At 61.5% G+C, this 12,556-nt stretch carries 8 protein-coding genes and 1 pseudogene; all 9 read left to right on the forward strand.

Annotated elements, in window-relative coordinates; all coding sequences use genetic code 11:
- Positions 1–2: 2 nt before the first annotated feature.
- The 9 genes and pseudogenes from aqpZ to ligA all read left to right on the forward strand — a co-directional run bounded on the left by aqpZ (position 3) and on the right by ligA (position 12,507).
- Positions 3–688 (forward strand): annotated as a pseudogene (gene aqpZ / locus ACSQ2Z_RS08830) (aquaporin Z).
- A 316-nt stretch (positions 689–1,004) separates the two neighbouring features.
- The gene (locus tag ACSQ2Z_RS08835; RefSeq protein ID WP_436083029.1) at positions 1,005–1,931 is read left to right on the forward strand and encodes a D-alanine--D-alanine ligase; all 927 of its coding nucleotides are present in this window, start codon (positions 1,005–1,007) and stop codon (positions 1,929–1,931) included.
- Positions 1,919–2,854 (forward strand): cell division protein FtsQ/DivIB, encoded by a 936-nt coding sequence (locus ACSQ2Z_RS08840; RefSeq protein WP_436080857.1) that lies wholly within the window; start codon positions 1,919–1,921, stop codon positions 2,852–2,854. Before ACSQ2Z_RS08835 ends, ACSQ2Z_RS08840 begins: the two co-directional genes overlap by 13 nt.
- On the forward strand, positions 2,851–4,182 hold the full coding sequence (gene ftsA, locus ACSQ2Z_RS08845) for a cell division protein FtsA (protein WP_436080858.1): 1,332 nt from the start codon (positions 2,851–2,853) through the stop codon (positions 4,180–4,182). The genes ACSQ2Z_RS08840 and ftsA overlap by 4 nt, the downstream gene beginning before the upstream one ends.
- A 91-nt stretch (positions 4,183–4,273) precedes the next feature.
- Positions 4,274–6,070, forward strand: coding sequence for a cell division protein FtsZ (ftsZ, locus tag ACSQ2Z_RS08850; RefSeq protein WP_436080859.1), 1,797 nt, complete (start codon positions 4,274–4,276; stop codon positions 6,068–6,070).
- A gap of 332 nt (positions 6,071–6,402) precedes the next feature.
- Entirely contained in the window at positions 6,403–7,335 is a 933-nt protein-coding gene (gene lpxC / locus ACSQ2Z_RS08855; RefSeq protein ID WP_436083030.1) for a UDP-3-O-acyl-N-acetylglucosamine deacetylase, read from the forward strand.
- A gap of 233 nt (positions 7,336–7,568) precedes the next feature.
- On the forward strand, positions 7,569–8,402 hold the full coding sequence (locus ACSQ2Z_RS08860; protein ID WP_436083031.1) for an outer membrane protein assembly factor BamD: 834 nt from the start codon (positions 7,569–7,571) through the stop codon (positions 8,400–8,402).
- An 83-nt stretch (positions 8,403–8,485) separates the two neighbouring features.
- Positions 8,486–10,159, forward strand: a complete 1,674-nt coding sequence (recN, locus tag ACSQ2Z_RS08865; protein ID WP_436080860.1) for a DNA repair protein RecN — start codon at positions 8,486–8,488, stop codon at positions 10,157–10,159.
- Positions 10,160–10,347: 188 nt separating this feature from the next.
- The gene (ligA, locus tag ACSQ2Z_RS08870; protein ID WP_436080861.1) at positions 10,348–12,507 is read left to right on the forward strand and encodes an NAD-dependent DNA ligase LigA; all 2,160 of its coding nucleotides are present in this window, start codon (positions 10,348–10,350) and stop codon (positions 12,505–12,507) included.
- The last annotated feature ends 49 nt before the right edge of the window (positions 12,508–12,556 follow it).

Here is a 12,556-nt window from a genome sequence, read left to right on the forward strand (position 1 = left end):
TCATGTTCAAGAGGCTTTCTGCGGAATTTTTGGGGACATTCTGGCTCGTTTTCGGCGGTGTGGCAGCGCGGTTCTGGCTGCAGCCTTTCCGGACGTCGGCATCGGTCTGCTCGGCGTCTCTTTTGCCTTCGGATTGACCGTGCTGACCATGGCCTATGCGGTCGGCGGAATTTCCGGCGGGCATTTCAACCCGGCGGTGTCGGTGGGCCTGACGGTCGCGGGGAAATTTCCGGCCTCGTCGCTCATCGGTTACATCATCGCACAGGTTGCGGGCGCGATCGTTGCGGCAGCGGCGCTCTATCTGGTCGCCAGCGGCAAGGCCGATTTCCAGCTCGGTGGCTTTGCCGCCAATGGCTATGGCGAACATTCGCCGGGCGGTTATTCCCTGACCTCGGCGCTGGTCATTGAGGTGCTGCTCACGGCCTTCTTCCTTTTCATCATCCTTGGTGCCACGAGCGGCCGCGTGCCGGCGGGCTTTGCCCCGATCGCTATCGGTCTGGCCCTGACGTTGATCCACCTCATCTCTATCCCGGTCACCAGCACATCGGTCAACCCGGCGCGTTCGACCGGGCAAGCGCTCTTTGTCGGCGGCTGGGCGCTGCAGCAGTTGTGGCTGTTCTGGCTTGCTCCGATCATCGGAGCAGCAATTGGCGGCATCGTCTGGAAGGTTGTCGGCGAAGGCGACTGACAGCTCCGCAAATCCCGCAGTCAATCGGCTGTAAAGAGGCTTCGCGCAAACGCGCGGGGCCTTTCCTTTTATCGGCTGCCGTCTTCGAAAATCGGTTGCATCGAATTTAACTCTCTGATTCCAAGCGATGAATCGAGCAGCCTGTTGATTCGATGCCAAATATTTCATCCATCCTCTGGACCGGGTTAACCAAAGTAAACGGTTCATTAACCATAATGCCGTTCTAGTGGGGCTGTGCCTGAGGGTGCGACTCGTCAGCGCGAATAAGCTAGGCGCAAGCGGAATTTGTAAGACTGGCGTAATGTCGGGGGTTTTTATGAGTGGTAAGCACGTCGCTGTCCTGATGGGCGGATTTTCTTCGGAGCGGCCGGTGAGCCTGTCCTCCGGGGCTGCGTGCGCCGATGCCCTGGAGGCCGAGGGCTATCGCGTGACCCGCATCGACGTTGATCGCAACGTCGCCTCCGTGCTTGCTGATCTGCGTCCGGACGTCGCCTTCAATGCGCTGCATGGGCCTTTCGGTGAAGACGGCACAGTCCAGGGCATCCTCGAATATCTCGAAATTCCCTACACTCATTCCGGCGTTCTGGCGTCTGCGCTCGCCATGGACAAGGCGCAGGCCAAACATGTCGCAAGTGCCGCCGGCATTCCGGTTGCCGAGGCGCAGATCATGGATCGCCACGAATTCGGTTCGCAGCATCCGATGAAGCCGCCCTATGTGGTCAAGCCGGTCCGCGAGGGCTCGAGCTTCGGCGTCGTCATCGTGAAGGAAGATCAGTCGCATCCGCCGCAGGTGATCACCTCAAGCGAGTGGCGCTATGGCGACCGCGTCATGGTCGAACGTTATGTTTATGGGCGCGAACTGACCTGCGGCGTCATGGGTGACAAGGCGCTTGGCGTAACCGAAATCATTCCCCAGGGGCATGCCTTCTACGATTACGATTCAAAGTATGTAAAAGGCGGCTCAAAACACGTCATTCCGGCGGATATTTTACCGAATATTTACCAAAAAATACAAACACTCGCAGTCAAGGCGCATCAGGCGATTGGATGCCGCGGCGTAAGCCGCTCCGACTTCCGCTTTGACGACCGTTTCTCTGAAGACGGAGAGCTCATCTGGCTGGAGGTCAACACTCAGCCCGGAATGACTCCAACCTCTCTGGTGCCTGAAATGGCGGCTTATGCCGGCCATACGTTCGGTGAATTCCTCAGGTGGATGGTGGAGGACGCGTCGTGTTTGCGTTGAGAGGCAGGAAGGCAGCAAGGGTCCCTACTTCGCGGGAGATGGCTGATCTCGACGGTCAGCGCGTTCTGCCGCGCCCTTTGCGTCGCGTCGTGCGCTTCCTCGTCAGTCTCGGAACCGGCCGTATCCATTTCACCCCGCACACCGGCACCGTCTCGGCGCTCGCTTTCCTGGCGGCGACCGGCTTCTATGGTATGTCGCTCGGCGGCCACAGTCAGGATTTTGCGCAGACGACCACCTCTGCCGTCGGTTTCGCGATCGAGGATGTCAAGGTCTCCGGCAACGACCAGACCTCGGAAATCGATATCCTGCAGCAGCTTGGCCTCGACGGCGCGACGTCGCTGGTGGCGCTCGACATCAATATCGCCCGCAAGCTGATCAGCGAAATGCCGTGGGTCGAGGACGTTGCCGTCCGCAAGGTCTATCCCGGTACGATCGAAGTCAGCCTCAAGGAGCGCAAGGCCTTCGGCATCTGGCAACATGGCTCCGATCTTTCGCTGATCGAGGCGAGCGGTAGCGTGATTGCGCCGCTGCGTGACAACAAGTTCGCAGACCTGCCGCTGTTCGTGGGCCGCGACGCCGAGACGGCTGCCGCCGAATTCTATGAGCGTTTCTCGCAGTGGCCGGAAATCGCAAAGCGCGTCAAAGCCTATGTTCGCGTTGCCGGTCGCCGCTGGGATTTGATGCTCAACAACGGCATCACCATCAAGCTGCCCGAGCACGATATCGATCGCGCCATGCAGGTTCTCTCGACGATGGAAGAGGGGCAGCAACTGCTGGAGCGCGATATCGCCGCGGTCGATCTGCGGCTGGAGGATCGCACCACGATACAGCTGACGCCCGAAGCTGCCGCCCGCCGGCAGGTGGTTCTGGAAGCGCGCACGAAGATGTTGAAGAAGCAGGAACAACAGGAGAACCGTATATGAGTCTTTTCGGTTCTTCGAATTTTGGCCTTCCCCGCCTGAAGCCGCTTAATTCCAAGCGGTCTCATGTCGTTTCGGTGCTGGATATCGGCTCTACCAAGGTGGTGTGCATGATCGGCCGGCTGACGCCGCGCGCCGAGAGCCAGATCCTGCCGGGCCGCACCCATTCGATCGAGATCATCGGCATTGGCCATCACAAGTCGCGCGGCATGAAGAACGGCGTGATCGCCGATCTCGATGCCGCCGAAAGCGTCGTTCGTCTCGCGGTCGATGCCGCCGAGCGCATGGCGGGCCTGACGATCGACAGTCTGATCGTCAACATCTCCGCCGGCCGCCTGCAGAGCGATATCTACACCGCTTCCATCGATCTCGGTGGTCAGGAAGTCGATGCCGCCGATCTCAAAAAGGTTCTCGCCGCCGCCGGCCAGCAGTCGCTGCGCCAGGACCGCGTCATCCTGCATTCGCTGCCGACTGGCTTCTCGCTCGACGGAGAGCGCGGCGTCCGCGATCCCCTGGCAATGTTCGGCGACCAGCTCGGCGTCGACATGCACGTGCTGACGGCCGAACGCGCTGCGCTCAAGAACCTCGAACTCTGCATCAACCGCGCGCATCTCTCGGTCGAAGGCATTGTTGCAACACCGTACGCAAGCGGTCTCGCAGCGCTGGTGGACGATGAGGTCGAACTCGGCTGCGCCGCCATCGACATGGGCGGCGGCACGACGACGATCTCCGTCTTCGCCGAAGGCAAGCTGGTGCATGCCGACGCCGTTTCGCTTGGCGGCCATCACGTCACGACCGATCTGGCGCGTGGCCTTTCGACCCGCATCGAGGATGCCGAGCGCCTGAAGGTGGTTCATGGTTCGGCTCTGCCCAACAGCGCCGACGAACGCGACATCGTCTCGGTTCCGCCGATTGGCGAGGACGACCGCGACCAGCCAACGCATGTGCCGCGGGCGCTTGTCTCGCGCATCGTGCGTGCTCGCATCGAAGAGACACTAGAACTCATCCGCGACCGGATCCAGCGTTCGGGCTTCTCGCCGATCGTCGGCAAGCGCGTCGTGTTGACGGGCGGCGCCAGCCAGCTGACCGGTTTGCCGGAAGCGGCGCGGCGCATCCTTGCCCGCAACGTTCGCATAGGCCGTCCGCTCGGCGTGTCGGGCCTGCCGGCGGCGGCCAAGGGTCCGGCCTTTTCGACGGCCGTCGGCCTGATGATCTATCCGCAGGTCGCCGACATGGAAACACATATGGCGCAGGGCGGTCTGCTCGCGTCGCTCGCAGGAAACAACAGCCGTATCGCCCGCATGGGCCAATGGCTGAAGGAAAGCTTCTGACCCCTTCGGCTTCGGCTGAACGGATGCAATACGGAATTAGTGATTTGGCCGGCTCGGCAAGGCGGCCAGAAACCAGGAAGGAACGGGTACAATGACGATCAACTTGCAAAAGCCGGATATCACCGAGCTGAAGCCTCGCATCACCGTCTTCGGTGTCGGCGGCGGCGGCGGCAACGCTGTCAACAACATGATCACCGCAGGCCTCGAAGGCGTCGATTTCGTCGTCGCCAACACCGATGCCCAGGCGCTGACCATGACCAAGGCCGAACGCATCATTCAGATGGGTGTCGCGGTTACCGAAGGTCTCGGCGCCGGCTCGCAGCCGGAGGTCGGCCGGGCTGCCGCTGAAGAATGCATCGATGAGATCATCGATCACCTGAACGGCACGCACATGTGCTTCGTCACGGCCGGCATGGGCGGCGGTACTGGCACCGGTGCTGCTCCGGTTGTCGCTCAAGCGGCCCGCAACAAGGGCATCCTGACGGTCGGCGTCGTCACCAAGCCGTTCCATTTCGAAGGTCAGCGCCGCATGCGTCTCGCCGATCAGGGCATCGCCGAGCTGCAGAAGTCGGTGGACACGCTGATCGTCATCCCGAACCAGAACCTGTTCCGGATCGCCAACGACAAGACCACGTTTGCCGACGCCTTCGCGATGGCCGACCAGGTTCTTTATTCGGGCGTCGCCTGCATCACCGACCTGATGGTCAAGGAAGGCCTCATCAACCTCGACTTCGCCGACGTCCGTTCGGTGATGCGCGAGATGGGCCGCGCCATGATGGGTACCGGCGAAGCTTCCGGCGAAGGCCGCGCGATGGCAGCAGCGGAAGCTGCGATCGCCAACCCGCTGCTCGATGAAACCTCGATGAAGGGCGCTCAAGGCCTGCTGATCTCGATCACCGGCGGCCGTGACCTGACGCTGTTCGAAGTCGATGAAGCTGCGACCCGCATCCGCGAGGAAGTGGATCCGGACGCCAACATCATCCTTGGTGCAACGTTCGACGAAGAACTCGAAGGCCTCATCCGCGTTTCGGTCGTTGCAACGGGTATCGATCGCACGGCCGCCGAGGTGGCCGGTCGTTCTGCTGACTTTCGTCCGGTAGCAAGGCCGATCGTCCGTCCGTCCGCTGCCATTCCTGCGGCTCCCGTCCAGCAGGCGCCGGTCGCCGTTCAGCCGCAGCCGGCCCCGGTTGCCGCTCAGCCGGCGCCGGTCGTCCAGCAGACTGTCGCCCAACCGGTTCAGCAGACCTCCGACGACATCGCCCGCGCTATCCGCGAAGCCGAACTGGAACGTGAACTGTTCCTGTCGATGCCGCGCGGCGGAGCAACTGCACCGGTTCAGCAGGCGCAGGAAGAGTTCCGCCCGCAGAGCAAGCTCTTTGCTGGCTCTGCTCCGATCGAACAGCCGGTCGTCCAGGCTGCCGCCCCGGTTCAGCGGACAGTCGAAACGGTGGCTTACCAGCCGCAGCCTGCCGTTCAGGCACCGGTCGCCCAGGTTCGTCAGGAGCCGATCGCTCCGGTGATCCGCCAGCAGGCCGAGCCGGTACGCATGCCGAAGGTGGAAGACTTTCCGCCGATGGTGAAGGCCGAAGCCGAACATCGCGCCCAGCCGGTGCCCCAGGAAGAACGCGGCCCGATGGGCCTGCTGAAGCGAATCACCAGTTCGCTCGGACGCCGCGACGAGGAAGATCACAATGTCACCGCGGACATGACCGCCGGTGCACCGAGCGCCGCTTCGCAGCAGCGCCGTCCGCTGTCTGCGGAGGCAAGCCTCTATGCGCCGCGCCGGGCTGCCCCCTTGGATGACCGTGCCCGCGCTGTCTCGCAGCCGCGCGTGCATGAAGACGATCAGCTCGAAATCCCGGCGTTCCTGCGCCGTCAATCGAACTGATATTTTACCCGCCTTCCACCTTGCCGAAATGCCCGGGTTTGCGCCCGGGCATTTTTTATGGATTATCAATTGGTTTCAGTGGTTACCTTGCGTAACAAAGCGAAAGAAACATTGATTTGGAATGACAGTCCGGCGCCCTTATCTTCACACTCGGGACTGACGGGGCTGAACCGCGATTCGAGACATCGCTGGCTTGCAGGTTGAACCGGTTGGTGGCGCTCGGCGTCGCTAACCGACTGTGTGTCTTGCGGCATTTTGAAAATGCGCAGCGCCGGTCTAGGGAAAAAATTCGGCGGCAACGCCAGAAGTATTTGAAGGCGAGAAGCATGGGATTGGGAATTGGACTGCTTGGGTTTCAGACAACGATTGCAAACTCTGTAACTCTTGGCGGCACGGGCGTTCATTCAGGCGCCGAGGTAGCAATAACGTTCCATCCGGCGGAACCCGATAGTGGTATCGTTTTTCAGCGGGTTGACGGCGAACGGACGATCAGTGAATTCAGGGCCGTGTCCTCGCAGGTTGGCAACACCGATCTCTGCACCGTCCTCGGTTTTTCCTCTTCCACCTCGATCGCGACGATCGAGCATGTGATGGCGGCGATCTACGCACTCGGCCTCGACAATCTTCTCATCGAGGTGCAGGGCGCCGAAATGCCGATCATGGACGGCAGCTCGGCACCGTTCATCGAAGCGATCGAGCAGACGGGCATCAAGGCCCTTGCCGTCAAGCGCCGCTATATCCGTATCCTCAAGCCGGTTCGCATCGAATCTGGCCCGTCCTGGTCGGAATTCACGCCCTATGACGGTATGCGCTTCGAAGTGGAGATCGATTTCGATTGCCCGCTGATCGGTCGGCAGGCCTGGAAGGGCGACATCACGCCGTCGGTTTTCAAGACCGAACTGTCACGCGCCCGCACCTTCGGTTTCATGCGCGATGTCGAGCGCATGTGGGCCGCAGGCCGCGGCCTCGGCTCGTCGCTCGAGAATTCGGTCGTCATTGCCGACGACAACACGGTGATCAACATCGAGGGTCTGCGTTACACGGACGAATTCGTTCGCCACAAGACGCTGGACGCCGTGGGCGATCTGGCTCTGGCCGGCACGCCGTTCATCGGCTGCTACCGTTCCTATCGCGGCGGCCACAAGATGAACGCGAACGCTCTGAAAGCGCTGATGAGCGATCCGACGGCTTATGAAATCGTCGAGACCCCAACGCGGCGTCAGCGGGTTGGCCCGCGCGAAGTGGTGGCCGTCAATGCTCCGTAAGCCGGAATAGGGTCTTTCGGAGCCGGAAAACCAGTTCTGTTCTTTGCCAAAGCCGGTCTTTTGACCGGCTTTTTCATGATCTCGCTGCCACAAAATTGCGTTAATCGATCATCATGACGTTGCGGTCTTGTTGCATCTTGATCTAAAACGCGGTTCATAGGCGGCGGTATTCTTACCGCTGTGCGAGTTGGGATTTACGAATGGTATTTGCAGGCCAGTTTGAATTGAAGAAGATGGCACGTGTTGCCATCATCGCGCTTGCGGCTTCCGCGACCAGTGTGCTGGTGAGCGCCTGCCAGAACGATCCCGACATCGATATCACCAAGCTGACGGTGGAAACGGATCCGCCGGAAGTCCTCTACAATCAGGGGCTTGCCAACCTCAATGCCGGCAAGACGACGGAAGCGGCGCGCAAGTTCGAGGCGATCGACCAGCAGCATCCCTTCTCGGAATATGCCCGCAAGGCACTGGTGATGAAATCTTTCGTCAACTACCGCAATGGCCAGTATCAGGACGCCATCAACGGTGCGAGCCGCTATCTCAATCTTTATCCCGAATCCGAAGATGCGGCCTATGCGCAGTACATCGTCGGCCTTGCTTATTCGAAGCAGATTCCGGCGGTGACGCAGGACCAGAAGCCGGCGATGAGGACGATCGAGGCGATGCAGGCCGTCGTCACCAAATATCCGGATTCGGACTATGTCGAGGATGCCGAGGCCAAGATTCGTTTTGCCAAGGATCAGCTGGCCGGCAAGGAAATGCAGGTCGGCCGCTACTATCTCGAGCGCAAGGAATATCTTGCTGCCGTGACGCGTTTCCGCACCGTGGTCGAACAATATCCGAACACCAACCAGGTGGAAGAAGCCTTGTCGCGGCTGGTGGAAAGCTATTTCGCCATGGGTATCACCGCAGAGGCGCAGACGGCGGCTGCGGTTCTCGGGCACAACTATCCGGATAGCCAGTGGTATGCGGATTCTTACAAGCTGCTGCAGACCGGTGGTCTTGAGCCGCGCGAAAGCGGCAATTCGTGGATTTCGCGCGCAGGCAAGAAGCTTCTGGGCGCTTGATGCGTGTTGCCCGGGAACCTGCAGCGTTTTTGGGCAACGACATGCATAAGAACAAAGACCTAGGCGAAGAGATTTGAAACGGGATGCTTTCACAGATTTCGATCCGCGATATCGTCCTGATCGAACGGCTTGATCTGTCCTTCGATGCCGGCTTGTCCGTGCTGACAGGGGAAACCGGTGCCGGAAAATCCATCCTGCTCGACAGTCTCTCGCTCGCGCTCGGCGGGCGCGGCGATGGTTCGCTGGTCCGTCACGGTAGCGACAAGGGGCAGGTGACGGCGGTCTTCGATGTCGGCATCAGTCATCCGGCCCGCCTCATGATCCGCGAAAACGGCATCGACGACGATGGCGACCTGATTTTTCGCCGGGTGCAATCAGCCGATGGCCGCACCAAGGCCTATGTCAACGATCAACCCGTTTCCGTGCAACTGATGCGCCAGGCGGGGCAGCTGCTCGTCGAAATCCACGGCCAGCACGATGACCGCGCCCTCGTCGATACCCATGCCCACCGCACGTTGCTCGATGCTTTTGGCGGTCTTGCCGACGAGGCGGAGAATGTGGCGGCTCTCTATCGCGTCTGGAAGGATGCCGAGCGCACGCTGAAGAAGCACCGCGACAAGGTCGAGGCCGCCGCCCGCGAAGCCGATTATTTGCGGTCGTCGGTGGATGAGCTGGAGGCACTCTCGCCGCAGGACGGCGAGGAGGACGATCTCGCCGAGCGCCGCTCGCGGATGATGAAGGCCGAGCGCATCGCCGTCGATATCAACGAGGCGAGCGAGTTCCTCAATGGCAACGCGTCGCCGGTTCCGCTGATTGCCTCGCTGGTGCGCCGGCTCGAGCGCAAGAGCCATGAGGCGCCAGGGCTGCTTGAGGAGACGGTCGAGTATCTCGATACCGCACTCAACCATCTCTCCGATGCGCAGATGGCGGTCGAGGCAGCGCTTCGGAAAACCGAATACGACCCGAAGGAACTGGAGCGCGTCGAGGAACGCCTGTTTGCGCTTCGGGCGGCTGCGCGCAAATATTCCGTGCCGGTTACGGCGCTTCCCGCTCTCGCCATCAGGATGACTTCCGATCTTGCCGATCTCGATGCCGGCGAGGAGAAGCTGAAGCAGCTCGACGCGCAACTTGGTATGACGAAGCGCGCCTTTGATGCCGCCGCCGCCGCACTCTCCGCCAAGCGTCACAACACCGCAACGGCTCTTTCCGAGGCAGTCATGGCCGAGCTTCCGGCCTTGAAGCTGGAGCGGGCTCGTTTCATGGTGGAGGTCACATCCGATCCGGGTTTTGCGACAGCAGACGGCATCGACGTGGTCGAGTTCCACGTCCAGACCAACCCGGGGACGCGTCCGGGCCCGATCATGAAAGTCGCCTCGGGCGGCGAGCTTTCGCGTTTCCTGTTGGCGCTGAAGGTGGCGCTTGCCGATCGCGGTTCGGCGCCGACCCTGGTCTTCGACGAAATCGATACCGGCGTCGGCGGTGCTGTGGCGGATGCCATCGGTCAGCGGCTGAAGCGCCTATCGAGGAACGTGCAGGTGCTTTCCGTCACGCACGCCCCGCAGGTGGCTGCCCGCGCCGCGACGCATCTGCTCATCTCCAAGGGGCCATCGGCGGAAAAATCCGAAACCATCGCCACCCGCGTCGCCCGCATGGACGACAGGGCCCGCACCGAGGAAATCGCCCGCATGCTTGCCGGTGCCTCCGTGACCGAGGAAGCGAGGGCGGCGGCAGCGAGGCTGTTGGCCGGGAACGTGTAGTTTTTTACCCTCCCCTTGAGGGGGAGGGTCGGCACGTAGTGCCGGGGTGGGGTGATCCTTTGTGCCCACGTTACAATCACCCCGCCCGCGCGTTCCACGCGACCTCCCCCTCAAGGTGAGGTGGGTTTCAGCATCTTCCCATTCTTCGAAATTTCACTAAAACGACTCCCAAAATATGGAGTCCCAGCATGTCGACCGAATCTGTTGCCGTTGAAGATCTGACGCTCGAAGATGCCGCGGCCGAGCTGGAGCGGCTGGCCAAGGCGCTTGCGCATCACGATGCGCTCTATCACGGCAAGGACGCGCCGGAGATTTCGGATGCGGAGTATGACGCGCTGAAGCGGCGCAACGAGGAGATCGAGGCCCGCTTTCCGGAATTGATCCGCGCCGACAGCCCGTCGCGGAAAGTCGGCGCCGCACCTTCGGCCATCTTCCAGCAGATCACCCATGCGCGGCCGATGCTGTCGCTCGATAACGTGTTTTCCGACGAGGACGTGCGGGATTTCATCTCCAGCGTCTACCGCTTCCTCGGCCTGCTGCCGGATAATTCGATTGCCTTCACCGCCGAGCCGAAGATCGACGGCCTGTCGATGTCCTTGCGCTACGAGAACGGCAAGCTGGTCAGCGCCGCGACGCGCGGCGACGGAACGACCGGCGAGAATGTCACGGCCAACATCCGCACGATCAAGGAAATCCCGCAGACGCTGCCGTCGGATGCTCCCGCTGTCGTCGAAGTGCGCGGCGAGGTCTATATGGCCAAGAGCGATTTCCTGGCGCTCAACGAGCAGATGGCGGCGGAAGGCAAGCAGACTTACGTGAACCCGCGCAATACGGCGGCAGGCTCTCTGCGCCAGCTTGATCCGGCGATCACGGCGAGCCGCAAGTTGAAGTTCTTCGCCTATGCATGGGGCGAGATGTCGGACATGGGGGCCGATACGCAATTGGGCATGGTCGAGGTGTTCAAGCGCTGGGGCTTTCCGGTCAATCCGCTGATGCAGCGCTTGTCGTCGATCGAGGCGATCCTCGAGCATTACAACGACATTGGCCTCAAACGTCCCGATCTCGACTACGATATTGACGGTGTCGTCTACAAGGTCGACCGGCTGGACCTGCAGCAGCGCCTCGGCTTCCGCTCGCGCTCGCCGCGCTGGGCGACGGCCCACAAGTTCCCGGCCGAGCAGGCCTTCACGATCGTCGAGAACATCGACATTCAGGTCGGCCGCACCGGGGCGCTGACGCCGGTTGCGCGGCTGACGCCGGTCACGGTCGGCGGCGTTGTCGTCACCAATGCGACACTGCACAATGCGGACTATATCGAGGGCATCGGCAATAGCGGCGAGCGCATCCGGGAGGAGGGGCACGATATCCGTATCGGCGACACGGTGATCGTCCAGCGTGCCGGCGATGTCATCCCGCAGGTTCTCGATGTCGTCATGGAAAAGCGTCCGGTAACGGCAGAACGCTATCAGTTCCCAAAGACCTGCCCGGTCTGCGGCAGCCATGCAGTGCGGGAAAGGAACGAGAAGACCGGCAAGCTCGATTCGGTGACCCGCTGCACCGGCGGCTTCGTCTGCCGCGCGCAGGCTGTCGAGCATCTGAAGCATTTCGTCTCCCGCAATGCCTTCGATATCGAGGGGTTGGGCTCCAAGCAGATCGATTTCTTCTTCGAGGCGGACGATCCTTCGCTGTCGATCAAGACGGCACCGGACATCTTCACGCTCGAGAAGCGGCAGAGCTATTCACCGCTCGCCAAGCTCGAAAACATCGACGGTTTCGGCAAGGTCAGTGTCCGCAAGCTTTTTGACGCGATCAACGACCGGCGGCAGGTGGCCTTGCATCGGCTGATCTACGCGCTCGGCATCCGCCACGTCGGCGAGACGACAGCAAAGCTCTTGGCGCGCTCCTACGGCAGCTACACCGTGTTCGCGGAGGCGATGAAGGCCGCGGCGGACCCTACCTCGGAGGCCTGGAGCGATTTGAACACCATCGACGGCATCGGCGAAGTAGTCGCCCGGGCGATCGTCGAGTTCTACAAGGAGCCGCGCAACATTGACGTCGTTTCGCGGCTGCTCGAGCAAGTGACCCCGCTGGACGCCGAAGCACCTGTTTCGAGTTCGAGCCCAGTTGCCGGCAAGACCGTCGTCTTCACCGGCTCGCTTGAAAAAATGACGCGCGACGAGGCAAAAGCCATGGCGGAACGGCTGGGAGCCAAGGTTGCCGGTTCCGTGTCGAAGAAAACCGACCTGCTCGTTGCCGGTCCCGGCGCCGGTTCCAAGCTCGAAAAAGCCCGTGAACTCGGTGTCGAAACCACCGATGAAGACGGCTGGTTTACGCTGATCGGTGGGTAATCACGCTTCAACAGCTTCGAAAGCTTCCCTTGCGCCGCTGGCTTCGCTA

Origin of the sequence: Pararhizobium sp. LjRoot235 (genome assembly GCF_964254145.1) — a bacterium.
In the GTDB taxonomy this organism is placed as follows: domain Bacteria; phylum Pseudomonadota; class Alphaproteobacteria; order Rhizobiales; family Rhizobiaceae; genus Pararhizobium.